The 23,285-nt window shown below is 41.8% G+C and carries 25 protein-coding genes; 1 reads left to right on the top strand and 24 read right to left on the bottom strand.

Going from position 1 to position 23,285, the window contains the following annotated elements; genetic code table 11:
- From AB5170_RS06220 to AB5170_RS06240, 5 genes are all read right to left on the bottom strand, one after another.
- Window positions 1-478: CHC2 zinc finger domain-containing protein (locus tag AB5170_RS06220; RefSeq protein ID WP_368365049.1), on the bottom strand; the 478-nt coding region annotated here is incomplete at its 3' end.
- A 47-nt stretch (window positions 479-525) separates the two neighbouring features.
- Window positions 526-1,998, bottom strand: coding sequence for a MobQ family relaxase (gene mobQ, locus AB5170_RS06225; protein ID WP_173700045.1), 1,473 nt, complete (start codon window positions 1,996-1,998; stop codon window positions 526-528).
- A gap of 2 nt (window positions 1,999-2,000) precedes the next feature.
- Complete coding sequence (locus AB5170_RS06230) at window positions 2,001-2,318, bottom strand: DUF3847 domain-containing protein (RefSeq protein ID WP_009244701.1); 318 nt, start codon at window positions 2,316-2,318, stop codon at window positions 2,001-2,003.
- A 286-nt stretch (window positions 2,319-2,604) separates the two neighbouring features.
- On the bottom strand, window positions 2,605-2,808 hold the full coding sequence (locus AB5170_RS06235; protein ID WP_004614949.1) for a hypothetical protein: 204 nt from the start codon (window positions 2,806-2,808) through the stop codon (window positions 2,605-2,607).
- A gap of 146 nt (window positions 2,809-2,954) precedes the next feature.
- Window positions 2,955-3,179 carry a helix-turn-helix domain-containing protein gene (locus tag AB5170_RS06240; RefSeq protein ID WP_120474617.1) on the bottom strand — a complete coding sequence of 75 codons (225 nt, stop codon included), beginning with the start codon at window positions 3,177-3,179 and terminating at the stop codon, window positions 2,955-2,957.
- Between the two features lie 302 nt (window positions 3,180-3,481).
- Between AB5170_RS06240 and AB5170_RS06245 the strand changes: the two genes are divergently transcribed.
- Window positions 3,482-4,522, top strand: a complete 1,041-nt coding sequence (locus AB5170_RS06245) for a DUF6076 domain-containing protein (RefSeq protein ID WP_118392959.1) — start codon at window positions 3,482-3,484, stop codon at window positions 4,520-4,522.
- Window positions 4,523-4,747: 225 nt separating this feature from the next.
- Here AB5170_RS06245 and AB5170_RS06250 read toward each other — a convergent pair whose 3' ends face one another.
- The 19 genes from AB5170_RS06250 to AB5170_RS06340 all read right to left on the bottom strand — a co-directional run bounded on the left by AB5170_RS06250 (window position 4,748) and on the right by AB5170_RS06340 (window position 22,761).
- Window positions 4,748-7,138 (bottom strand): ABC transporter permease, encoded by a 2,391-nt coding sequence (locus tag AB5170_RS06250; RefSeq protein WP_178068863.1) that lies wholly within the window; start codon window positions 7,136-7,138, stop codon window positions 4,748-4,750.
- 14 nt (window positions 7,139-7,152) lie between these two features.
- On the bottom strand, window positions 7,153-7,818 hold the full coding sequence (locus tag AB5170_RS06255) for an ABC transporter ATP-binding protein (RefSeq protein WP_368361858.1): 666 nt from the start codon (window positions 7,816-7,818) through the stop codon (window positions 7,153-7,155).
- 177 nt (window positions 7,819-7,995) lie between these two features.
- A complete protein-coding gene (locus AB5170_RS06260; RefSeq protein ID WP_055057048.1) occupies window positions 7,996-9,027 on the bottom strand; it encodes a sensor histidine kinase KdpD in 1,032 nt (343 codons plus the stop codon).
- Window positions 9,024-9,716 carry a response regulator transcription factor gene (locus AB5170_RS06265; RefSeq protein ID WP_055057047.1) on the bottom strand — a complete coding sequence of 231 codons (693 nt, stop codon included), beginning with the start codon at window positions 9,714-9,716 and terminating at the stop codon, window positions 9,024-9,026. The genes AB5170_RS06260 and AB5170_RS06265 overlap by 4 nt, the downstream gene beginning before the upstream one ends.
- 211 nt (window positions 9,717-9,927) lie before the next feature.
- Window positions 9,928-10,065, bottom strand: coding sequence for a helix-turn-helix domain-containing protein (locus AB5170_RS06270; RefSeq protein ID WP_226838131.1), 138 nt, complete (start codon window positions 10,063-10,065; stop codon window positions 9,928-9,930).
- A gap of 136 nt (window positions 10,066-10,201) precedes the next feature.
- Window positions 10,202-10,600, bottom strand: a complete 399-nt coding sequence (locus tag AB5170_RS06275) for a mannose-1-phosphate guanylyltransferase (RefSeq protein ID WP_117854472.1) — start codon at window positions 10,598-10,600, stop codon at window positions 10,202-10,204.
- A 46-nt stretch (window positions 10,601-10,646) separates the two neighbouring features.
- Entirely contained in the window at window positions 10,647-10,886 is a 240-nt protein-coding gene (locus tag AB5170_RS06280; protein ID WP_117854469.1) for a hypothetical protein, read from the bottom strand.
- 146 nt (window positions 10,887-11,032) lie between these two features.
- Window positions 11,033-11,689 carry a DegV family protein gene (locus AB5170_RS06285; RefSeq protein WP_368361859.1) on the bottom strand — a complete coding sequence of 219 codons (657 nt, stop codon included), beginning with the start codon at window positions 11,687-11,689 and terminating at the stop codon, window positions 11,033-11,035.
- Between the two features lie 782 nt (window positions 11,690-12,471).
- Window positions 12,472-13,173 carry a hypothetical protein gene (locus AB5170_RS06290; RefSeq protein WP_313719645.1) on the bottom strand — a complete coding sequence of 234 codons (702 nt, stop codon included), beginning with the start codon at window positions 13,171-13,173 and terminating at the stop codon, window positions 12,472-12,474.
- The gene (locus AB5170_RS06295) at window positions 13,170-14,495 is read right to left on the bottom strand and encodes a hypothetical protein (RefSeq protein ID WP_215660241.1); all 1,326 of its coding nucleotides are present in this window, start codon (window positions 14,493-14,495) and stop codon (window positions 13,170-13,172) included. The genes AB5170_RS06290 and AB5170_RS06295 overlap by 4 nt, the downstream gene beginning before the upstream one ends.
- A 2-nt stretch (window positions 14,496-14,497) precedes the next feature.
- On the bottom strand, window positions 14,498-15,169 hold the full coding sequence (locus AB5170_RS06300) for an ATP-binding cassette domain-containing protein (protein ID WP_368365050.1): 672 nt from the start codon (window positions 15,167-15,169) through the stop codon (window positions 14,498-14,500).
- Window positions 15,147-15,875: an ABC transporter permease gene (locus AB5170_RS06305; RefSeq protein ID WP_368362011.1), complete on the bottom strand. Its 729-nt coding sequence runs from the start codon at window positions 15,873-15,875 to the stop codon at window positions 15,147-15,149. Before AB5170_RS06305 ends, AB5170_RS06300 begins: the two co-directional genes overlap by 23 nt.
- A gap of 18 nt (window positions 15,876-15,893) precedes the next feature.
- Window positions 15,894-16,784, bottom strand: coding sequence for a hypothetical protein (locus AB5170_RS06310; RefSeq protein ID WP_173767970.1), 891 nt, complete (start codon window positions 16,782-16,784; stop codon window positions 15,894-15,896).
- 1 nt (window position 16,785) lies between these two features.
- On the bottom strand, window positions 16,786-18,300 hold the full coding sequence (locus tag AB5170_RS06315; protein WP_368362010.1) for a DUF6034 family protein: 1,515 nt from the start codon (window positions 18,298-18,300) through the stop codon (window positions 16,786-16,788).
- Between the two features lie 99 nt (window positions 18,301-18,399).
- On the bottom strand, window positions 18,400-19,653 hold the full coding sequence (locus AB5170_RS06320; RefSeq protein ID WP_368362009.1) for a sensor histidine kinase: 1,254 nt from the start codon (window positions 19,651-19,653) through the stop codon (window positions 18,400-18,402).
- Window positions 19,654-19,820: 167 nt separating this feature from the next.
- On the bottom strand, window positions 19,821-20,486 hold the full coding sequence (locus AB5170_RS06325; RefSeq protein WP_148463283.1) for a response regulator transcription factor: 666 nt from the start codon (window positions 20,484-20,486) through the stop codon (window positions 19,821-19,823).
- Between the two features lie 269 nt (window positions 20,487-20,755).
- Window positions 20,756-21,043, bottom strand: coding sequence for a hypothetical protein (locus tag AB5170_RS06330; protein ID WP_195983371.1), 288 nt, complete (start codon window positions 21,041-21,043; stop codon window positions 20,756-20,758).
- A gap of 166 nt (window positions 21,044-21,209) precedes the next feature.
- Complete coding sequence (locus AB5170_RS06335; protein ID WP_148463281.1) at window positions 21,210-22,067, bottom strand: Rpn family recombination-promoting nuclease/putative transposase; 858 nt, start codon at window positions 22,065-22,067, stop codon at window positions 21,210-21,212.
- Window positions 22,068-22,620: 553 nt separating this feature from the next.
- Window positions 22,621-22,761 (bottom strand): hypothetical protein, encoded by a 141-nt coding sequence (locus AB5170_RS06340; RefSeq protein ID WP_173774243.1) that lies wholly within the window; start codon window positions 22,759-22,761, stop codon window positions 22,621-22,623.
- Window positions 22,762-23,285: the final 524 nt, after the last annotated feature.

Below are 23,285 nucleotides of genomic sequence, written 5' to 3' on the forward strand. Positions count from 1 at the left end.
AGCTTATCCTCTGCAACGCTTCCACAAAAAGAGGATGCCAGATGGCATCCTGCGGCTGTGGGGCGTATGCTGTTTTCCAATGCTCCAGCAGGCGCAGATAATCGCATAGCACCCGGAAACAATACCGTTCCGTTTCCTGAAATCTCTGCTCCGCTGATTTTTGTCGGGGCTGTGACCTGTTGTGACGCTTCCTATCTGGCGGCGCATTGCCGGATTTCTCATAGGAAACGCCGAAGTCCTCCGCAAGCCTGACCGCAGCTTCCCGTTTCCCCAATCCATGCAGCAAAGCGGCAAAGTCGATCACATCCCCGGAAGCCCCGCAGCCGAAGCAGTAAAAGCGGCTGTCCACTTTCATGCTGGGCGTGCGGTCATTGTGGAATGGACAGCAGACCATGCCGTTTCTCCCCACCCGGATTCCATAGAATGAAGCAGCCTGCCGGGTGGTAACAGACTGTTTCACCGCTTCAAATACATTCAAATGCTCCCTCCATAAAAATACTGGTAGCGGTAAAGCTGCCGGTTATATCATAGCTCCATCTCATGTTTCTTTCTCTGTACTGCCTGTGGCTGCTCCCTCCGGCGCAGTGCGGTATCTACGGCGTTCTGCACCTGCCGTAGCCGTATGACTTCCTCCCGGAGTGGCTTGTGCTGCGGAGACAGTTCGGCATACTCTGTTTTTAACTGTGCGTATTCCTGTTTCCATGCTTTCAGGGCAATGGGTTTTCCGTCCAGTTTTTCTTTCAAAATACGGCGGGCGGCATAAAACAGCCGTAACTCCGCATCGTGGGATGTTTCAAATTTCTCCCTCTGTTTCTTAAACTTGATATTGTTCAATTCCGTATGAACAGGTTTTAGCCGCTGGTAATTCTCGCCCTCCCGTATCAATTCCTGCAATTCCTTTATCCGGGCAGATTTCTTTTTCATGGAGCCGCTTAACGCTTCAAATTCTTCGTTGACAGAGGAAAGACGCTCCTGCAAATCCTCTAATGTGAGCAGCTTATTTTCCGTCAGATAATTAACGGCTTCGGCAAACTGCTTTAAGTTTCCAGTTCTGGCTTTATTGCTCCATGCCCCTGCGTTGCGCTGGTTGTAATAAGCGATCAGCAGGTCGGCAAGGTTCGGTGTCTGCGGTTTGGAAAGTTCTTCTTTTACCTCTGCCATCCAGACAAACAGGGCTTTGATCTTCTTCCTCACATCCTGCATGAGCCGGTTGGTAGCTTTAATCCAGCGGTTCAGTTCCCCTTTCTCGGTGCGAATGCCCTTTACTTCCATCTGCCGGACATTAGCTCCCTCGTGGACAGTAGGTATCAGGTCAAGTCCCTGCCGCACATAGGAACGGTGGTCGATACGCACATCCAGCCCTTTTTCCTCAAATTTTGTATTAACGGCAGCCGCCCACTGCTCCCGCCAGTGTTCCAGCGTTTCCGGTTCATGCCAGTCTGTTGTATGGACAGCGTTAAACATATAATCGCCGTTTTTATCCCGGATTCGGTTTCCATCTTCATCAAGAAGATATTCCCGCCGCTGTTTTTGTCCCCATGTGCCATCCGGGTTCAAAGGGCGCATGGTTGTCATCACATGGAAATGCGGGTTAGGGATGCCGCCGTCCTCTTTCTCCGGGCTGTGAAAAGCAAGATCGGCAATCATGCCTTTTGCCACAAACTGCTCCTGCACAAACTTCCTCGCCAGTTCCATGTTTTCTTCCAGCGTCAATTCATTCTGCATGGCAATATCAAAGGAATAGGCAAGCTGTGCTTTTGGATGTTTCTCGCAGCTCTCCACAGCATTCCAGAGAGTCGCCCGGTCAAGATATATTTCCGGCGCATGGGGCGGCAGCATGATTTCCGAAGCGATCACGCCGCCCTTTTTGGTGTAATCGCTGACTTCTCCATAGTAGCTGCTGTAAAGACGCTCCCCGGCTCGGTAGGCTGCGCTGGCAATGGCGCTCTGACCGGCGCTGCGCTTGATCTGTGCGATTGAAAAATGATAAAGTGCTATCCTTAGTCACCGCCTCTCTCCTGCCCGGAAATACGAGCGTGGTTTTCTACGGCAGACCGGATGAAATGCTCCGCCTGCGGCAGATTCAAAATGCTTTCCATGAGGGAATAAAATTCCGTTTCGGTCAGCTCCTTTGTCTGTGGCGCAATGCTCTCAATGGCTGCCCCACGGGTAATCAGCCGGTGCGTCCTCTGTTTCCGGGAACCGCTTTCCAGATACGCCTGCCGGTTTTTCAAACGCTGCATTTTCCGTTTTTCCCGTTCCAGCAGGACAGTGGTTTTTTTATATTCCTGCTTTAACTGTTCCAAAGATTTTTCCATGTTCTCACATCCTTTGCCTATAAGATAAAGAAAGACCATCCGCAGACAGTCCGTGTGTCAGTGCTTCTATAAAACCCGATGGAAAGGGAAAACCGCAGAGCGGATTTCTCTTTTCGGCGGGTACACAGGGGATAGCCGCTTTAGCGGCGCAAGGGGGTGTAGCCACCTTGTCGGAGCGAAGCGAACGCAGACCTCGGATTGCTGATTTTATCAGCGGCAGAGGTAAGCTCCGCAGGACGCACGATACATGGTCTTTAGACTATGTATAGAAGTGCGCCCTTAGTTCCTAAGGGATTTTGCCGTTTCCGGCAGTTTTGTCCTTTTTCTTGGAACGCTTAGAAAGGTACTTCGGGCAGTCAACCACAACCGCCCGGAAGCTCTGTTTACATTCGTGCTGGCATTTCCGGCACAGTTCGTTGTAAGTGATACGGCTGCGGTCATTTAAGAAGAACGACCATTCCAGCCGCCGCTTGTTGCTCATTCTTGCCATAACCGGCTCCTTTCTCCGTTTCTATCTGATGTACGCAGATAGGCTGTTTTGGTGTAGCGTTTCGGTATCATTTTTAAGGTTTTTTCCCTCTGTATACCCCTTTGGAAAGGGCGGCAGTATTGCAGTCAGGGAATGATAACTCACGCTTATTTGTCGCTTCTCGGTACGGTTTCGGAGCCTTTTGCCATCCATTCAAAGAAAGCAATTTTGCTGACCTTGATAAGTCTGCCCCTGCGGAACGCTGGAAAGCCGGGTGTGTGTACCAGCTCATAGGCGCTCGCTCTTGAAATTCCCATAATCTGCTGAATGTCCGCCACATCCAGAACCAGCGGTAAATCCTCGTAGCTGTTCAATCTCTTTTTATCGTTCATTCTGTTCCTCCCATAAATCAAATAGGTTAAAATGCTTCCTGTTGCCGTTTTCCCCAAAAGCCGTTTTCCTGCCCCATTCCTGCGGTGTTTCCCTGCATTGGTGCGCCGGATGCGTCACTTCTCCTGCCGGTCATATCCCTTTTGGACGGTCATTCACTTGTCAAGGTACTGCGCGGTACGAAATTACCAACTGCAATCATCATAGCGTACTATCCTTGACAAAACAATGATTCTGCGATACCATGAGTGTAACGGATATAACTGAATTATATAATTACCATAAGCAAAGGCAGGGGATAGGGATGGAGAATCAGTTTATACGACATGAGCCATGTTTTGAGAGGATTTTGTTTGTCCTGACGCTGGACAGGAAGAAAATGAAAGAGCGGATTTTGATTGGGGAAGAACAGCAGATCCGCTTCCGGCTGAACGGGAGCCAAAACACAGAGGTGCTTTGTGATATGACACGCCCGCTGGGAACTTTTTTGATAAACTTTGAGCGTGACACGGACAGAGATTGGAACTTATACGGGCTTTCTCCACTGCGGCAAGCCCTCCACTCCAACCGATGGAAACAGCCGGAGCTGGAGCAGGCGGCAAGCGAATTTCTCTGGGGAAAATATCTTAGCAATGACCCTCTGAAAATGTATGTGGCGTTCCGTATCTGGAACAGCTATCTGCTTTCCAGAGAACCCCGTGACCGTAACGCTGCCTGTGACCGCTTCATGGATAAAATGAGCAGCCTGACCGGGGTATTCCATAACGAAGCCATGAGCTTTGACAGGGAGACAGGAAAACCGAAACATTTTCAAGCTGGCAGCCTTTATTTCAAAGGCGCACCATCAGAAGATACCCGGCTTGACCTCTGGTTCCCGGACAACCGTCGCACAGAAGAATGTGTGTCTGCCTATGCGTCCCTCTACCCGTTGATTACCTATTATCTGAACAGGCTGAATGACTGGGGGCTTTGCTTCCGGCAGTGCAAGGTCTGCGGGAAATATTTTCTGGCAAAGAGCCAGCGGTATGAGCTGTGCAGCGACAAGTGCCGCAAAGCACAGGCGCTTCAAAACAAGCGGGAATTTGACGAGAGGGCAAGAGAAAATAACTATGACCTGCTTTATAAAAATGAATGCCAGAACTGGCGCAACAAAATAAACCGGGTAAAAAATACCGCAGGCTTTCCGGCTGACTGTCTGGAAAAAATACAGGCTGCCTTTTCCGACTTTAAGAAAGAAGCCTTACAGAGAAAAAAGGCTGTAAAAACAGGAACAGCCAGCCCGAAAGAATTTGCGGACTGGCTGTATCAGCAGAGTAATGTAATTGTTGAGCTGACCGAGATATGAAAAACTTTCTATCGTCAATTTCGCATTATTGCAATAACAGATTGCTTCTTCCATGAATGGTAATATTATCATCAAACTTTTGGAAGAACTATAAATGTCCGAGGTGCCTTTGATTTCGACAGAAAAACAGGCTGAATTGTTACAACGCTCGGACATTTCAAAAATCTTTTTGAGAAATGGCGGAAAAAGCGGGGCAGCATACGCCGCCCCGCCGATCTCAAAAGGTCATTCCATTGCCCGCATTTGTTCTGTTAATGAACGCTTTTTCAAATCCCGTATTTCCCATACAGAAAGAATCAACTGTAAAAGAATCAATATTAGTAGATATCCACCTATCTGCATTGTTGGAAATTGATATGAGAGATTTGGCATACCGAATAGAATACCAACAGCTTTGCTCACAGGAATAGCTATGGGAATACCAACCAAAAGAACGATTCCAAATGAAACAAGTACATATAGCAATCCCTCTGTTATGAGAGAACGATATAATTGTTTTAGGCTTAATCCAACAGAGCGTAATGTACTGATTTCCTGTTTACGCGCTTGATGGTTAGAGAGCGTCATATTGATTAGATTGATTATTCCAAACAGCAAAATTAGTAATGACAGCATTTGCAAACTTCCAAACAATAAGTTCATAGAAGATTCCATGTACTCTACAACATCATTATAGCTGCAAATAGAAAGCCCCTTTTCTTTAGAGGTAATTTTCTGCTGAATGGCTGATTCTATTTCATCATTATAAGTTTTATCAGTTATGATCTCCCATGAGTAAGCAAAATTTTCTGTGTTTGTGAATAGTTGTTGTGCAAGTTCTTGTGTAATTATAAGATTCGCTGGATCAATAGCATCTGTACCGTTTTCGGTTCCGACAAAGCTCTTATCAAAGAAACCGGAAACAATACATTCTATTTCCTCTCCACTATTTGTAATCTTTATAGGTGTCCCTTTTGTAATCCCCAGTTCCATATATCCATCTGTCAATAAAACTTCAAACTGGTTCTTAGGCATTTGTCCATCTATCAAATGTTGTTCAACAAAGCTAAAATTACCTTCTGTACTTTGAACCGAAATTATATCACACATTCCCTCAGTAGCATTTCCATTGATAGAATAATGACACATTCCTACCGAATCTCTAAGTGGTATAATCTTTTGGATTCCTTTAGTATTCAAAAGTTCTTCTTTCAAAGATTCATTTAGCGGATTATTTGTTTCGTTTTTTCCAACTGATTCTTCAGAAAGATATATACGGAAGCTTCCGCCGTTTACAAAAAACTTTTCACGGACAAATTGCTCTGGCGTATTACTAACTGCTGCGGATGCAGATATAAATAAGAGTAATCCTCCAAATATCAAGGAAAGCAATGTACTGGCTGTCTTTTTCTTATCGCGTCCAAGATTTAATAGAGCTAAAGAGTAAGGTGAAATTTTCTTATTATGTTTTCGAGATTGCATCGGAGCATTTCGATAAGCTATATATCGTACTGCCTCAATAGGGGAAGTAGTTGCCGCAATTTTAAGCGGCTTGCGAACAGATAATTTCACCATAAGAGTGCAAATGATGGAAACACCTATCATTACAAAAGGAATATTGATAGGAGAAAATCCGCTGGAAAATTCATTACTTCCCAAAACAGTTCCGACAATCGCACCCAAAACAATACCCGGAGGGATTCCAAGCCATGATAAATATCTACTTTCATAGTTTATCATTTTCTTTATCTGTAATGCAGTTGTACCTAAAGTGCGTAACTGTCCGAAATTTCTTATTTTTTCATTGATAGAAATTCTGAAAATACTTTGGATTACCGTTATACCTGCAAATAATACCAACACGGACAAACTTACAAAAGTTAGTATATTTTCAAATGACAATCCCATATTCTCTCTAAAAAAGAGAAAACTTAAGCTATAATCAGCACCAATTTCTTTTCCAATAGAAGCAATTCTTTCTTTTAGAATTTCTTTTGATGTTGAATCTGCATCAGCAAAACAAACATAGCTTTGGTATTTTGCAGGATTATAATTAGAGCTATTTTCTACAAACGATTTTGATATATAGCACGAGTAATTGCCCTGTGATTCAGTCGAGCTTTCCGTAATCCCAGAAATCACAAAATCTTGTGATTTTCCGTTTATTTGAAAAGAAATTTTATCTCCGATTGCAGTATTAGAAAAATATTTGTTCACCATTTCACGGTCAACTGCAATTTCATTTTCTTTAGATGGCATAGTCCCATCTTTTAGTGTAAATTGATTTCGGGCAATATAGCATGCCGCATCATCCATATATGCCAAATACAATGAATATCCCTCTGGCATTTTTATTTCTCCCAGATTGTAAAGCGACGCTACCATTTCGATTTCTGGTTGATGACGAAGTTTTTCAATTTTATCCTCTGTCAGATTATCATAGCTGGCTTGAAAAGTGGCCATATTATTTTGAGATTCCTGAAAAGCAAAAAATAATGTTCCACACATTGACATCAAAAACGCTGCCAGTGAAATAGCAATTATTATCATAAAATTCCGGCGCTTCTCGCTTTTCAAACTCTCCTTTGCCAGCTTCTTTGTAATGGCGCTGGTATCATTTTCAAAAGGCCATGTCATAGCTTGCCACCTCCTTATTCCACAATCTTGCCGTCCTCAATGCGGACAATCCGATCTGCAAGACGGGCTATGTCGTCATTGTGGGTAATCATCACAACAGTTTGCCGGAACTCCGCACTGGTACGCTTGATAAGTCCCAGCACCTCGGCGCTGGTCTTGCTGTCAAGGTTGCCGGTTGGTTCGTCGGCCAGCACAATAGCCGGTTTGGTAATCAAGGCGCGGGCGATAGCCACACGCTGTTGCTGGCCGCCGGAAAGATTGTTCGGCATATTTTTCAGTTTATCTTCCAGTCCCAGCAGGTGAACGATCTCGTCCAAAAACTTCTGATCCACCGTGTCCCCGTCCAGCTCCACCGGCAGGACGATGTTCTCATACACATTCAGGATGGGAACAAGGTTATAATTCTGGAAGATAAAGCCGATGTTGCGGCGGCGGAAGATGGTGAGCTGTTCGTCGTTCTTCTTTGCCAGTTCTTCGCCCCGGACGATCACGGTTCCGCTGGTGGGAGTGTCTAACCCGCCCATCATGTGAAGCAGGGTGGACTTGCCGCTGCCGGAGGTTCCCACAACAGCCACAAACTCGCCGTCCTCCACGGAAAAGTTCACGCCGTCAAGGGCGCAGGTGATGTTCGGCTCTGTGCCGTAATACTTTTTCAGATCAATCGTCTGCAAAACGCTCATACTCAAAACTCCTTTCAAGGCTTTCTGCCTGTTGATAAGGTCATTGTAAAACCCAAATGTCCGCGAAATGTTACAGCGGCCAAAAAATTTCATTGAAAATCGGGGTGAAATGTTACAATGCTCGGACATTTCAAAAAAATTTACGGCGGGCAGCCGGAAATGGCCGTCCGCCGCGTTCTATTTTGTAGGCAGCATAATGGAAAATTCCGAACCCTTGCCCGGCTCCGAAAACACTTTGATATAGCCGCCCTGCCGCGTTACGATCTCGCGGGCCAGATACAGGCCAATGCCCACGCCCTGCTGTTCGTGTACTTCTTCCTCACGATAAAAGCGCCGGAAGATGGCGGCCTGATTGCTTTCGGAAATGCCCTTGCCGGTGTCGGTCACTTTGATCTCCACATACATTTCCCACAGCACCACAGACACCGTGATTTTCCCGCCTGCCGGGGTGTACTTCACTGCATTGTCCAGCAGGTTAAAGAGGGCTTCGGATGTCCACTTGCTGTCATGGGAAACGGTCAAATCCTCCGGGCAGTCCACGGACACGGCGATTTCCTTTTTCTCCGCTGCATACACGATCCCACTCATGGCCTGCGCCACGGTATCAAAGAGGCGGCCCGATTTCTTATCCAACTGGATCACGCCCGTTTCCAGCCGGGAGGTTTTCACAAGGGCCTGAAAGAGAAAGTCCAGTTTATCCGTCTGGCTGCGGATTCCCCGGATAAAGTCGGTGCGCTCTGCCTCGGTCATAGGCTTTTCCAGCAGGGTGTCCGTCGCCATTTTCAGATTGCTTACCGGCGTTTTCACCTGATGGGAAATATCCGATACAAGGGTCTGTAACTCCTGCCGTTCCTCGTCCACCCGGCGGCGGTTCTCCTGCATGATCTGGTAAAGCCTTGCCAGCCGGTGTCCGATTCTGGCAAGCTGGGTTTCGCTGTCCTCCGGGCGCTGGGGCGCTTCATTCCCGGCGATCATGTGGTCTAAAGTCTGGCACAGGTCAGCGGTAAACTGCGACAGCCGCTTTCCAAACGCCTGCGTCAGTACAAAAATCCCCACAAGGGCGCACAACAGCAGCGCCCCGCCCGTCAGCAGCACCGCAATCTGTTTTGTCACAAGAAACAGGGCTATGGTGATTCCGGACATGGAGAGGACAAGCCCCATTGCCACCCGGCCAAACAGCCGCTTTACCGAGAGGTTCTTAACCTTCATTTTGCCTCGCCTCCTGTCCATTGATAGCCCATGCCGTAAACGGTCTTGATGTAGGGCGCACCGCCGTCGGATTCGATCTTGCTGCGAATCCGGCTGATGGAGGTTGTCAGGGTGTGTTCGTCCACAAACCTCTCGTCTATATCCCACAGCTTTTCCAAAAGCTGCCCACGGGTCAGCACTTGCCGGGGATTTTTGCGGAACAGGTTCAGCATTTTATACTCCATCGGGGATAGGGTCAGGGGCTTGCCGTTTAGGGACGCCGTCTGCTCCGAGAAGTCCAGAAACAGCCGCCCGTCGTCGTAAATGTCCTTGGCTGGTTTGTGGTGTTCCAGCATAGCGAACATGGCTTTGATTTTTCGCTGCAAGGCCCCGATCACAAAGGGCTTTGTGATGTAGTCCACCGCGCCCACCTCATAGCCCCGTATCTGGTCGCTCTCCTGATCGTTGGCGGTCAAGAAAATTACAATAGTGTCCGGGTGCTGGGGCTTTATCAGCTTGCACAGCTCAAACCCATTTCCATCCGGCAGGTTAATGTCCAGCAGCACCAAATCAAATTCCCGCTGGCGGATGGCGTCGGCTGCGGTTCTGGCATTTAGAGTAGAAGTCACGCCGTAGCCGTCTGCGGTCAGGTTATAGGCTAACATCTTATTCAAAAAACTGTCGTCCTCGACAATTAAAATCTGCTTCATATCCTCACTTCCTTTGCTTTTTGCAGATAGTATAACAGGCAAATGTCCGAGAATTGTTACAAGGACAAATATATTTATCATTTTACAGCTTTTTTATGTGTACTGCAATTTTATAAAAGAAAGGACAGCAGTATCATCAAATTGCTGTCCTTGCGGTTTATTATAGCTGGTAGTGTATAAGCGTGGGTTCATCATATTTGGTGTGGTATCTTTAACTATGGGAAACTCCTGTTTCCCATCTGGAAACTGTTCTTGCAGACACTCTGAATTTCTCAGCAAGCTGCTCTTGTGTCAGATTTTTTTCCTTACGACATTGCTTTAAAAAAGCTCCGATCTTTTTTGTGTCCATGTCTCTACCTCTCTTCCACTTACAGTTTACCAATATGTAACAAAATTACCACGACATAAAATGAGAATCCACGAATTTTCAACCAGACATTGTATGTCTACGATATTCAAAGATACTTTCAACATCAAAAGCTGCTTTATGGACATTGAAAATTATCAATCTTTGGGTTCAACATCCGATTTACCCTTTCAATCGGGAATTTATCTTCAATATCAGTCACTTCAAATAAATTTAACGGTAGCGATTTTTCCCCAATCAGAGAAAGATATTCCTTAACAGCTCTGCGGTCGATCATGATTTTTCCATGCCCATCCCAATGACGATTACTCTCTTTCTTCTTCAACCCGGAAATCCAATATTCGTCGCCATTCTCAATATCTATATAATTGGAATAATTGCCATTATATTTTTGAAAAGCATGGTTATTAAAATAGATTGTTTTCTTACTCTTTGAAGTTTTCACATATCCGATCCATGCCGGACCATCATCTGAATATCCCGTTTTAAGTTCAATGTACATTAAATCATGAATCATTTTTAACATCTCCACCTAAAGGAACAGTTTTAGCCATTCTCATTTTTTAATGCTGCTTAATAAGCTCCCGGATTCCACAGATAAACGATAAAACAATTACTATAATGTAACAACTCCGGTTTACAACCGTATTCTCAGCCCAGTTGCTTACTGCGATCACAGTCCATAAAGCTCCCTGTACAACCATCAGCATTCCATTTGTTTTTGGATTACTTTTATTAGCAACCAGTAAGAAAATGTAAACGGCTAAAATAATGAGTGATATAATGATTGTTAATGTTGGCATAGGCTTGTTCTCCTTTGCTGTCCTGTTTTTTATTATTTCTGAGTCAGAATACCATTTTCTTCCAGTGCTTCTGTAAATACGAAATATATTCGTGTTACTGCGGGTTTATAGTAATGAAGCATATAGCAGATATCGCAATGCATTCTTTATTTTGCAATATACAAAACACCTAGCGTACCAGGTCCGCAATGACTTGATACAACACCGCCAGCCCTGGTTTCCAGTATCTCATCAAAAATGTCAAGTTCTTTCAGATAAGCCCTCACTTTTTCTACAGTTTCCTGTTCACAGCCAGAATGTGTTATAAATACGCGTTCAGGTCTCGCTTTTTTTAAATCTTTTTCCATATCTTTTACATAGTTCATGACAACAGAAGCAATTTTTCCACGGTATTTCTTAGATGCATTCATTGCACCATCCTCCACTACAATCCTGGGATGCAGTTTTAAAACACCTCCGGTCATAGCCGCTACTGCATTGCAGCGTCCGCCACGGTATAAATAAGTAAGGGTATCTACCACAAAGCTTGCTCTCACATTTGGTTTTAACTTCTCTATCTCAGAAACAATCTGGGAAGCTGTCCGGTTATTCTTTGCCATAATTGCAGCTTCTACTACAAGAAGGCCGATACCGGTAGAAAGGTTTGCAGAATCGATTACTTTTATTCGGTCAGAAGCCCCCAGTTCTTCAGCAGCAAGGCGCATCACATTTCCAGAAGTGGACATACCTGCTGAAATAGAAAAGCAGACAATTTTCCTTCCAGCCTCTGCATAGGGGCGAAAAAGCTCCATGGCATCTGCCAGGGCAGGTACTGTCTGAAATAGTTTTTACCATATATTCACACCCTTTTCCCGAACAAAGTCTGGGATATTTTCGGCTAAGGCAGGATAAAAGTTTCACTCTTACGCATAAATCCCGCCAGCTATTTCACTACTAATCGATATATTGTACCAAAAAACAATCGCAATTTCTACTCATTTACTATAAATTACATTCTTTCCCAAAACGGAAACAAGAGTGGGTATTGTTTTTGAATAAAAAAATCGCATTACCTACAACGAACTTTGCAGAAAATACAGCAAGGCGAATTGTTTAATTATATGACGGAGCGAAGGCTCAAAAGTTTTCAGCGTGGCAAATACGGAAGTACCGCATTGCATTTGACTTCCCTGCAATATCAAATTAAGCAAGACAGCCCAGACCTTTTTATTGGTGTTGATCTTGCTATAATTCATAAATGAAGTATAGCATGAAAAAGTGGTTTTTTGTATTGGATTTCCATCATATAAAAAAAACTGCTAAATTGTATCTAAAAGATCACAATTTAACAGTTTTTCATTATATGGTACAATTTACAAAAATACCAATTTATTATGATTAATACGTTGGAAGAAGGCCTCCATTGCCTGTCATGCAGACAATGGAGCAAGCCTTAGGGGAATAAAATACTTTTATTTACAAGAATAAAGTATATACTTTTCTTTTAAATAAGTACATGGATAAAATTACATAAAACATGCACAAAATACAATAGTTAGTCAAATGAATACCAGAGATTGATACAAATTAATTTTGCAAGAATACCTTATTCAAATAATTTTTTTGCCTTCTCCAGATTCATTTTTCCATTCACTTTCAAATAAATTTTTGTAATTTTAAGCGGCTCACCCATCTCACTGCAAAGCTCCTGCGCCTGTGATAAAGGAATATAGATATCTTCATTTTCCGTTACGGCAGTTACTTTACATGGAAGATAAACAGTTTGCTGTTCATTTTCTTCGTGCCCAGTCAAGGATACCGGATGATCTGCCGCGCCAGAAAGCTCTTTTGTATTTTCAGCAAGTGCATAAGAAATGGTTAGATTTTCTCCCATTTGCAGGAATTTTTCCTGTTGTTTTTTTGAAATGGAATGATTATTTGAGTCTTTCATGTTTTGCAATGATTTACTTCCAAGCAACAACACCGGTGTATTTCCTAAATCATTCTGCTCTGGATTTTCGCCAAACGCATTCAGATCTATTCCCAAAAAGGTGGCTGTTTCCGTATAATCTTCAATCTTGATGGTTACTGGAATTTCCACAACGGGCCATATCTCTTTTATCCCTTCTATTTTTTTTGCCTTTTTCAAAAAATCATCATCATAAGTAAGGACTCCAAGGGAAACCAGTGCTGAGTATTGTTTTTTCCCGTCCTGTATTCCTGAAAAAAGCTTTATAGAGAAAAATAATGCCAATATCAGAAGAAAACCTACAAAACAGGTAAAACTGTCTATTCTATTCTTTTTCAATGGGCATCCACCTTTCTGGTTTCTTCCAGAAGTATGTTTTTCTTATGAAGCTTACCCAAAAGAAGTAGGATCACAGAAACAAGCAGTACTGCAATAACTGCAATAACGGAATACCACCAGCTGTTTGTTTCTTCCTGGTCATCCTCTATTTTTAAAGACTGGATTTTAGCTTCTTTAATCTCAGACTCAAACTCTGTACTTTCCTCATAGGAATTGCCGGCTGCATCCTCATAAGTAAGAATCAGTTTTCCGGTAATCCTGCCAGGAAAAGAACCGTCCTCTTCTTCTGATTTTCCTTTTACATACACACGGAGACTTCCCTGTACTGCGGTTCCAGCTTCTACTGTTCCTAAAAAAGCGGACTCTTTTGGGTTCAATCCGTCTGCTTCCAGCCGGACACTTGCATTATATATCTTATCCCTTCCAAGATTCATTGCTTTCACCGGAATTTCTACCGTATCCATGGTATATAAAACGGAAGGAATATCAGAAGCTTCCAGTTTTGCACGCGCCGACTGAGTGATCTGAAAGGATAGCGTTTCTGTACCTGTCGCTCCCGTCGCTTTTGAATCTTCGTAATCCAGAGAAAAAGAAACTGTTGCCTGACCTGGAGTACAGTCCTCTGCTATAGTGACCTTTTGCTTCAGGGTAATTGCTTCTCCTGGAGTCAGTCTCTGAACATAAAAAGAGTTTCTCTCAAATTCAATTCCCTTTGTATCCGCAGAAATAGAAATCTTTAGACCAAATACATTCTGGCTACGGCTTTTATTCCGGAATGTCAGTGACATTTCTGTGACAGAGCCTGCTTTTAGATTTTGTCCGGAAAGATTGTTATCCTCTAAAAGAACCTGCGGTTTATGTAGTATTTTCTCACCAGACGAGCTGGCAGAAGAACCGCCTCCACTATACTCTCCAGCAGAATAATCCCCACTATCTATAACAGGATCTGTAATCTGTGTTCCATTATCTGTATCAGTATTTCCATTTTCTATTATGACATGGATTGTCTTCTTTTCGTCCTCAGCAGAAGCGTCTCCTGATATAAATCCATCCAGGTCAGAATTTTGATTTTCCGAATCCGTTTTTTCAGGAGTCTGTTCCTCAGTTTCCGGAATCTTCTCATCTGTAGGATTGTTTTTTTCCTCTTCAAAAGGCAATGTACTGTCTGCATCACTATAAGAAGCTGACTGATCTGCTTCCAGAACAGACTCTCCCACAAAAGCAGCTTCCATATTCCCTGCATCTTCTGCAAAAACAGATGTCGGCAGAAGCATCATGAAACTTAATATTGCGAATGTGGTTTTCACAAATTTTTTTCCCATTTTCAGGCTGTCCTTTCTCTTAAAGCTCCGCCATCCATCTCATATACGTGATCACATAAAATCCGGATATCCTCATCATTATGGCTTGCCAATAAAATGGTTTTTCCAGCTGCCTTTAAATCAAGCAAAAGTTCCCTGATCTCTGCCACGCCGTGTTTATCCAGACCGTTAAATGGTTCATCCAGAATCAGGAAGCGAGGATCTTCCATAATGGCCTGTGCAATTCCAAGGCGTTGCCGCATTCCAAGAGAGTACTTTCCAACCGGCTTTTTCATACCCGGATCCAGTCCTACTTTTTTTAGGATCAGGCGGATATCTGCCTTTGAAATCATTCTTTTCATATCTGCCAGTATTTCCAGGTTCTTTACACCGGTATACTGGGTAAGAAAGCCAGGCGTCTCAATGATGACACCAAGGCTTTCTGGAAAATCTACATCACGACCAATTTCTTTTCCGAAAACACGGATGGTGCCTGTGGTAACAGGAAGGAATCCGCAGATACATTTCATAAGTACTGTTTTGCCAGAACCATTATTTCCTACAACGCCGTAAACCTGTCCCACATTTAAGGTAAGATTTACTTCTTTTAATACCAGATCTTCCCCGAACCTTTTGGTTACGTGTTCTATTTTCACACAGGTATTTTGAAATTCAGATTTCTTCCACTTTTCCATTTAAAACACCTCCAAAAATTCCCATTAACACCAATAAAAATAATAGCAGAAATAACCACAATCCCGCTTTATCCGTTCCCCAGTTTCCATCTGCCAGAATCCATTCCACTGGGTAAAACCAGATCTGGTCTTTGAAATAGCGTTCATGAAGTATAATTCCAAAATAATAGCTGACAAAAGGAATCCCATATGCCATATAAGCTGAATTCCATAAGGTACCACAGATTCCACCAAAAGTGCTTAGAATACTTCCGATCAGTCCCATCCTAAGAGCTTTCATAAGCAGCTCCAGAAACTGTTCCTTTGGAAAGCTGCCTTTTATTTCCATAGGATAAAATATAACAAAATTAACAAGAAGTATGGTGCTTATAGCAAATATCCAGACTAAAAATCCAGATGTCATAACAGAAAAAACTTTTCCTTCCACATATAGCCTGCGGTTTGTCCTGGGAAATGCAGCTTTTAAAAATCCACTTTTATACTCCTGTAAAAAAGAATCACTCCACGGCAGTACCGCAGCTACAGGGATGGCAAAAGATACCATCTGACTTTTCAATGAACCATCCAGCAGGCTGATAAAAGTTCCACATGTTAATGCTTTTTTCAAACTTGGATAAGTCTGACCTGCTGCGATAGAAAAGCAGGCAATCAGCCATGCCACCAGGAAACTCCTGCCAAGAAGCATACGTTTTGTTTCTACCCGCATAGATATTTCCCTTTCTGATTATGTTTTTTCTCCCAGAAATTCAAAGGGATATTTTTTCATCCTGCGAAGTGCCAGAACCATAAGAACAAATAAAATACCTGCGAAGAACATACAGGATTGCCAGATGGTCGGAAGTAATGGATCATAGCCAAGGTTATGTTTTCCATATACAGCCTGGTTCAAAGGACTGATCCAGCAGATCAGTACATTCACCTGATACATTTCATATTTTTCCTTATGCAAAATTGCGGCTACCACACTGGGTTCCAGTAAAAATCCAAATACACTATAAAGTAGTCCAAACACCATGCCTTTTGTTTTTCCTTTATAAAGATTTCCAACAAGGATCACAAAACCAAGTGTCAGGGAATAGCAGAATAACAGGAGAAAAACCTGCAGCATACAGCCATACGGAGAGATACTCTCCATGACTCTTACTGTAGAGGGGACCTGCAAGTTTTTCCCCAGTTCAGAATATCCGAGCATGGCAGCAGTCTCGCTCCACAGGTTGCCCGGATAACTGTCCTTCATACACAGTACAGATGTAAATAGCAGCATCAATACTGTATAAAGAGCAGTCACAAGAATAATATAAATAAACTGTCCCAAAAGCCATTTTTTCTTTGTTGTTCGAATTAACTGATATGGAGTAACTGGTGTCATCTTTGGCAGGTCTGAGAACAGAAGAAGCAACAGAAGAGAACTGAGCAGTACTGCTGTTCCATCCCCAAAGGTCCAAAGAAATGGCTCTACGGCCTGTACCGGTGTATCATAGTTTTCCATAACAACCATGATTCTTCCAGTGAGAAGAAAGCTAAGTACAAATTCCAGAAGGAAGGTAAAAATGACTTTTGGATTTCGAAAATAGCCAAAGAAATTGTAATGTACAATTCCAAGTACCTGCTTCATATCAGTAGCCCAGATCCCTGTCTATAATACTGCCATCCACGGCGTTAATGGTAAGGAAACTCCAGCTTGGATAGTCTGTGATGTCCGAGTAACTATTCCCATCATAGTCACCTTCCACTTTTCTGCTTCCAAAGAAATCCCAAACGGGAACCAGAAGACCTGTATGCGGATCTGTGGATGGTTCATAAATTCTGGCATAGCCCAGAACAATCCGGTCAATGTCATAAACTCTTGATTTTTCATATTCCATATTATCTGCATTGGTCACTACCATCATTTTTTCATATGTTTTCATAATCTCAGAAAATGGAAGAAGGTTTAAATTTTCTGTTTTTGTCTCTCCTATGGTATAAGGGTTTGAATAAGACATGCTTTCAATTCCATCTTTATCGACAAAGAAATAAAGACTTTCATAAGACCAGGTTTCCATAGTGCTGTCCATATCTTCCAGAGCACCGCCATCTGCCATTGTCTGAGTAATCGGAACACCGTTTATAGTACGTGTGTAATAAATCGCATATCCGCTTCCAAGATTACTTAAACTATTATCCTCTTCAAGACTATTGCACAATGCATAACTCCAGTCTGAAAACTGCAGATCTGTAATCCCCATTTTATCTACTTTTTCCTGTACCATTTTTTTTGCTTCATCTAATGAAATCCCAATGGACTCCTCAGTAGGTTTTTCTCCTTCACTGAAAGAAGTATACTCAGACCAGGTCGTGTCCATCGGCAGCTTTTCCCCGCCAGATTTTGCCGTTTTTCGGATTTTGACAGATAAGGTATCGGATCCGTAGGAAGATGTCTTGTAAAAATATTCCGTTCCATCCGGCATCTGTGCAACACCGGAGAAGTCATTTTCCGCAGTACCATTTTCTGTCTCCTGGGAGCCTGCAACAGGTCTTCCTTCTACCAGAGTCTTCGTTTCCGGAGCAGACTCATATTCCTGCTCATACATCTCAATTTCTCCATAAATGTCATAAATATAATTTCCATCTTCATCTGTTCCATAGTTATAGGGATCCAGATTTCCGTTTGCTACATCTTCTTTTAGTTCATCCAACGTTTTTTTGATTTCATCCTTTGTCTGGGTATAATAGCTTTCCGCTATATACAGCTTTGCCTCTGAGAAAAAGGCATCTGTAATACGGTCAAGAAGATCCTGGGTAACTTCTGCAGGCGTGACAGAAATTGCGGATATCTTTTCTACGTCCGGTATTTCTACAGTGGCATCCGTGTTCACTACAAGTTTTGCACTATCATCTGTAGTCTGACTTTTATAGGTTTCCGGAGCATTGAGCAGGTCTCGAATAGTTGTTCTTACCGCTGTGTTCTTATCCTTTGTATTTTCAGAAGAGTCCTCCTTCACCATATCTACGTCTTCAGCTTCTGTATAAGCATCTTCTGCCTTGCTCCCTTTTGGTTTTACAAGGGAAGATTCCGGGGTCTGGGCACATCCTGTGAGCATTCCTATACAAAGTGTTAATCCTACAATTTTATTTATGTTTTTTCTCATGTTGAATAAATTCTCCTTCCTGTTTATGTCCACAAGTATAGCATCTTTCATTGCACCAAATCTTCCGCAAGTTGTAACTGTTCTGTAAATTCCAATTATTTACCATAAAACAGATACGATCGTTCCTTTTCCCAGATGACTTGTAATTTCCAGCTGAAATCCATGTATATCTGCAATTTTCTGGCATAGCGCAAGACCAAGCCCAACACTTCCCTTTACTCTGGAACGTGATTTATCGACCATATAAAAAGCTTCTGTTACTCTTTTCAGATCCTCCTTTGGAATTCCCTTCCCATAATCCTGAACAGATAAATGATTTTGGGTTGCCTCCAGTACGATTTTTGAATTCTCATCGGAAGCCTTGACTGCATTATCAATAAAATTTGTCACTGCACTCATCATAAGGTCCGGATCAAAAGTTTTTCTAAGCTCCTCTGGATTACAATGTATTTCAAGACAAATTTTTTTCTCCTGAAGCCTGTAAGTAACAAGTTTTTTTACATCTTCCAGAAATTGATTCATCTGAACTTCCACTGGAACAAATTCTGCTTCACCTGTTTCATATAATCCGGTAAGTTCCAGCATTTTCACTGAAAGCCTGGAAAGCCTTCGGCATTCATTTCTAATATAATCAAGCGCTATCTCCTGCCTCTTGGGAGATAGGCGTACCGTTAGAAGTGTATCTGCATATCCTATGATTGCAGTCATTGGGGTCTTTAATTCATGGGCCAAACTTCCAAGCAGCTGTCTCTGTGCCTGGTTTACGGAAGAAAGCTTTTCAATCTGCTCCCTTACTTTACCTGTCATAAGATTAAAGCTTTTCCCAACCTGTGCCAGTTCCGTTTTTCCCTCTGCTGGCACTTTTATCTCATAATTTCCATTTGCCACAGAAACAGCCGCTTCTTTTAGTCTTGTGAGCGGTTCCATAATTTTCCGCAAAGTCAAAAACAGGAAAAAGCCAACAAACAGAACCAGAAACAGGGTAAACCCTCCTGCCTGATAAAACAGTGTCTGACTCTGTTTTTGTACACTGGTAATATCTTTGTAGGTGACAATCTGATAGTTCATGTCTGTAGAAATGTAACTGGAAAAATAAAAGAGCAAAAATACGTTGCCATTTGTTTTGCTGAGCAGTGGTTTATCACAATAGATGTCATTTTCGAATCCATCATGTTTGTTTTTTGTTAGGTTTCTGATATTTTGCAGATCAAACTCATATTTTGTCCCATTATATTGTTCTTTTCCATCCTGATATAAAACGGCGCTGTCGTGGAATACCTGACGAAAAGCATAAATAATCATTTTTTCCCGGATTTTATCATCAGTGTCCTGTGTTTTACTTTTAATCCGCATTAGCATGTTTTCAAACTTAGAAATATTTGTTTGAAACCTGCTATTTTCATAACTGTTGATATTCTGTATGCTCTGATTTTTCCACCTGTAAGTTGTATAGAAAAAAATTCCAGATGACAGCAGAAGCACCACGCAGATTACCTGTAAAAAAATTTTTGTAAATAGCTTCATAAATCCACCTCAAGTCGATAACCAATTCTAGGAATGGTTTTGATTTTATCCTGCCAGCTTAGTTTTTTTCTGATGCGTCCAACGTGTGCATCCACAGTTCTTGTTTCTCCGCAGAATTCCTCCTTCCACAGTTCCTGCAAGATCTGGCTTCTGGTAAGTGCTTTATTTGGGTTTTTTACGAACACCATAAGGCAGTTATATTCCATAGGTTTTAAATATATTTCTTCTCCATTTTTCGTAACTATGTGACTTACGGTATCAATTATGACATCGTCTATCTGAATCTGTTTCGGTGCCGTTCCATAACGATCTAACACTTTTTCCAAACGCACCATTACCTCCAGCATTTCAAAAGGCTTTACTATATAGTCCTCGGCTCCGTCTTTTAACCCTTTTACTTTACTTGTAACATCAGCCTTTGCCGTAAGAAATATAACCGGAATACCAAACTTTTTTAATTCCGGTAAAAGGGTATAACCATCCTTTCCCGGAAGCATAATATCCACAAGTGCGCACTGAAATTCATGGTCCTGTACGACGCCTTCACTTGCATCATTTCCATCCAGATAACCTACTGTTTCATAACCAGCAGCTTCCAGATTCATACAAAGCAGATCATTGATTGCCATTTCATCTTCTATCACCAGTATTCTTGCTTTCATAATAATGTTCCTTTCATTTTACACAAACCCGATTATTTCTTTATTGTGCGTGATTTTTACTATTACAATTATACACTAATTTCAGTACTGCGAACGTAACCGATTTGTAAAGAAAAAGGAATCAAGAACGATCCATCTGGAAGTCGTTTTGATTCCTCAAATCCCACTACATTTTTGATTTCATTTTGTTAATTGTGTTTATATGAGTCACACCCTCCCTCTCTTAGAACTGTCTATTTCCCGACAGCCTCTTCCTATAAAATCATATGTTACACAAGTGTCTGTCCCATTGCCGCTGCAATTTCCTTTAACTTGTCGATAGCATAGCCTGTATATTTTGAAATCTTATCGACAGGTTCCTTTTCCTCGATCATCATCTGGGCCAGGGACATTTTTTCTTTTTCAACTCCCTGTTTCATTCCTTGTTCAATTCCCTGGTCTACAAGAGCTCTACTTAGATTACACATGTCTCTCACCTCACTCTCGAATTCTTCTGTCATGGCAATATCAAAATCTTTATGTAACCGCTTCTTTTTTTCTTCTGGCGTGGCGCTCATATATTATTTTCCCTAGCGGTAATCAACATTTCAAGTAATCCCTTTGGCTTGTTGTGTCCACCTTATAGGGTACATTATAAAAATCTTCATTTTGTGAAAGATTAGTAAGTTCTTTGAAAAATGAGCAAGCCCGAAACAGACCTGCCCATCAACAATATTATCCTACTTATTTCATTATGCACAAATTCTCATCAATCCATTTCTGGACATCTTTTTCGCTGAGATTTACGGCTTTCGCAATTTTATCAACTGGGATTCCCATTTCAGCCAGCGAAAGGATGGTTTCTTTTTTGGCTTTTAACTCGCCCATTTCTATACCACGTTTCTCTCCGCTTTCCATTCCTTCACTATAAATTTTCTCCATTTCATGGCACATAAGTTCCACCCCTTTCTGCGTCTCCTTCAATTCATATACTCGTTTTGCAAGAATCGGACTGTGCATCTCATCTGCCTTTTTACAGTGTAGATCATGCATCAGTCTTCCAAGTTCTGTATCATCCTGCTTCCTGGAATTTACATATATGATATGTGCTTCATCTTGAAAAGCCTCGTTCAGTTCTTTAATCTGCCGGTCAATGTGGTAAATGGGAAGTCCATATCCAAGAATATCGTCCCGAGTAATAAAAATTACATAGCTTTCCGGCAGTTCCTCAAAATCCTGTCCGGGATTTAAGGTATTCATATCCATCAGTCCACTATGGTACCGGGCTCTTTTGGGGGAAGCTCCTTCATTATCCTGCTGGATTTCCACATCAAATTGTTTGCTTGTGGAATCCCTGGCAACGCAGTCCATTACTGCGGAGCGTCCCTGCAAATTTTTATAATCTTTTTGGATTACCTGATCAATCACGTATAAATCCTGTTTCTCCATAATGACCTGCAGAACATATTCCAGACATTCTCTTTTCTTGAACACGTTTCGCATAAATATATCACTCATGAGTGTAAAATTCTTAATAATGCCTTTGTATTTTTCGTAGCGTGACTCTAAATCACTGTTTAATAGGGTGTTTTCATCAGTCATTTACAGCAATCACCTCCTGGCATTTTCGATTGATGAATGTGAAAGTGCTTTTATCTGATTCTATCTTAACATTAATGGAATTCCTTTACAAGATACTTTTTATGATGAGTGAACAGATGCAATAGAAAATAAATTTTAGTAACACTTTCTCGTATAAATACTATTTTGCGTTATTTGCGCTCAAATAGCACTATGTAACACAGTATGTAATTCCATAACACTATAAGGAAAATACCAGCAATAGCCGTCTGGAAACCGAACTGTAACCATAAGAAGTATTATTAGATAACTGACAGATTGCATAAAAACCTGTTTTTTACAAAAATATCAAATTTTGTCATATAAAAGGGCATGATCCGAAAGTATGAAACAGAAAATTGATTGCAAAAGGTGGTCAAAAATGGCCTTTTGTCAAAGGCTTATTTTGTGTTATTGAATCCCTTTTAAGCTTAAATAACACGAACTAACACAAAATAATACAGATAAAAAGGTAGGAAATAACGGCAAATAGCACTAAGTGATTTTAAAAGGGAGTAGGTAAAAAAATCGTGTCTTAGACATCCGGAAAGCAAAATGCGACCCGGGTGGTCACCTCTTTTTTATCCTTCATTATGGAGTTGACTTCACCGCCAATATATCTTGCAGCCTTATCAACCTGAAGTAAAATTTCATCACTTAGTGCTAATTTTCTCATATTTTTCCTTTCGTATTTTATATATATCTTACAATAAAGGCGGCAGAGTTTGCAAAACATAGATTGCTGCCATAGAATATCTGCCTGATTTAGAGCTTGTTGATAATCTGTAAAAACAAGCCCTATTTTTTAGCTCATTATGGGGCTAAAAAGTGGGTTTGGTCACTTTTTCGGTAAGAAACAGCTTCCTTATTTAGAAAATTGCAAAACTATTTCCCATATAATGATAGTAATGACCGTTAACAGTACCTTTTATTATATAACAGGAGGTAAGGGAAGCGCAAGCTTTGTTTGTGAAATCGGCTTGAATATAGAATCATGCTGGAAATATTATAGAAAAAGAGGCTTTTTTTAGCTTGCGATAGGATCAGAAGCCAGCCTTGGTCACTTAATATGGAAAAAATTCAAGTGTTTTTAGCTTGGGCATACAATTATAAACCAGTTTGGTCACAAAAATAGGGAAAGCCCTATTGATAAACAGAGATTTTTTTGCCTGACATGGAAAGAAAAACAGGTATGATTTT

The sequence above is a fragment of the Ruminococcus sp. RTP21484sp1_RTP21281st1_A8_RTP21281_210402 genome, assembly GCF_040914025.1.
In the GTDB taxonomy this organism is placed as follows: Bacteria; Bacillota; Clostridia; order Lachnospirales; family Lachnospiraceae; genus Blautia_A; species Blautia_A faecis.

What these genes read in the sequence shown, in the direction of transcription:
- AB5170_RS06230 (WP_009244701.1), bottom strand. Translation starts at nt 2,318, where the DNA reads ATGGAAAAATCTTTGGAACAGTTAAAGCAGGAATATAAAAAAACCACT.
- AB5170_RS06235 (WP_004614949.1), bottom strand. Translation starts at nt 2,808, where the DNA reads ATGGCAAGAATGAGCAACAAGCGGCGGCTGGAATGGTCGTTCTTCTTA.
- AB5170_RS06240 (WP_120474617.1), bottom strand. Translation starts at nt 3,179, where the DNA reads ATGAACGATAAAAAGAGATTGAACAGCTACGAGGATTTACCGCTGGTT.
- AB5170_RS06245 (WP_118392959.1), top strand. Translation starts at nt 3,482, where the DNA reads ATGGAGAATCAGTTTATACGACATGAGCCATGTTTTGAGAGGATTTTG.
- AB5170_RS06250 (WP_178068863.1), bottom strand. Translation starts at nt 7,138, where the DNA reads ATGACATGGCCTTTTGAAAATGATACCAGCGCCATTACAAAGAAGCTG.
- AB5170_RS06255 (WP_368361858.1), bottom strand. Translation starts at nt 7,818, where the DNA reads ATGAGCGTTTTGCAGACGATTGATCTGAAAAAGTATTACGGCACAGAG.
- AB5170_RS06260 (WP_055057048.1), bottom strand. Translation starts at nt 9,027, where the DNA reads ATGAAGGTTAAGAACCTCTCGGTAAAGCGGCTGTTTGGCCGGGTGGCA.
- AB5170_RS06265 (WP_055057047.1), bottom strand. Translation starts at nt 9,716, where the DNA reads ATGAAGCAGATTTTAATTGTCGAGGACGACAGTTTTTTGAATAAGATG.
- AB5170_RS06270 (WP_226838131.1), bottom strand. Translation starts at nt 10,065, where the DNA reads ATGGACACAAAAAAGATCGGAGCTTTTTTAAAGCAATGTCGTAAGGAA.
- AB5170_RS06275 (WP_117854472.1), bottom strand. Translation starts at nt 10,600, where the DNA reads ATGATTCATGATTTAATGTACATTGAACTTAAAACGGGATATTCAGAT.
- AB5170_RS06280 (WP_117854469.1), bottom strand. Translation starts at nt 10,886, where the DNA reads ATGCCAACATTAACAATCATTATATCACTCATTATTTTAGCCGTTTAC.
- AB5170_RS06295 (WP_215660241.1), bottom strand. Translation starts at nt 14,495, where the DNA reads ATGGGAAAAAAATTTGTGAAAACCACATTCGCAATATTAAGTTTCATG.
- AB5170_RS06300 (WP_368365050.1), bottom strand. Translation starts at nt 15,169, where the DNA reads ATGGAAAAGTGGAAGAAATCTGAATTTCAAAATACCTGTGTGAAAATA.
- AB5170_RS06305 (WP_368362011.1), bottom strand. Translation starts at nt 15,875, where the DNA reads ATGCGGGTAGAAACAAAACGTATGCTTCTTGGCAGGAGTTTCCTGGTG.
- AB5170_RS06310 (WP_173767970.1), bottom strand. Translation starts at nt 16,784, where the DNA reads ATGAAGCAGGTACTTGGAATTGTACATTACAATTTCTTTGGCTATTTT.
- AB5170_RS06315 (WP_368362010.1), bottom strand. Translation starts at nt 18,300, where the DNA reads ATGAGAAAAAACATAAATAAAATTGTAGGATTAACACTTTGTATAGGA.
- AB5170_RS06320 (WP_368362009.1), bottom strand. Translation starts at nt 19,653, where the DNA reads ATGCGGATTAAAAGTAAAACACAGGACACTGATGATAAAATCCGGGAA.
- AB5170_RS06325 (WP_148463283.1), bottom strand. Translation starts at nt 20,486, where the DNA reads ATGAAAGCAAGAATACTGGTGATAGAAGATGAAATGGCAATCAATGAT.
- AB5170_RS06330 (WP_195983371.1), bottom strand. Translation starts at nt 21,043, where the DNA reads ATGAGCGCCACGCCAGAAGAAAAAAAGAAGCGGTTACATAAAGATTTT.
- AB5170_RS06335 (WP_148463281.1), bottom strand. Translation starts at nt 22,067, where the DNA reads ATGACTGATGAAAACACCCTATTAAACAGTGATTTAGAGTCACGCTAC.
- AB5170_RS06340 (WP_173774243.1), bottom strand. Translation starts at nt 22,761, where the DNA reads ATGAGAAAATTAGCACTAAGTGATGAAATTTTACTTCAGGTTGATAAG.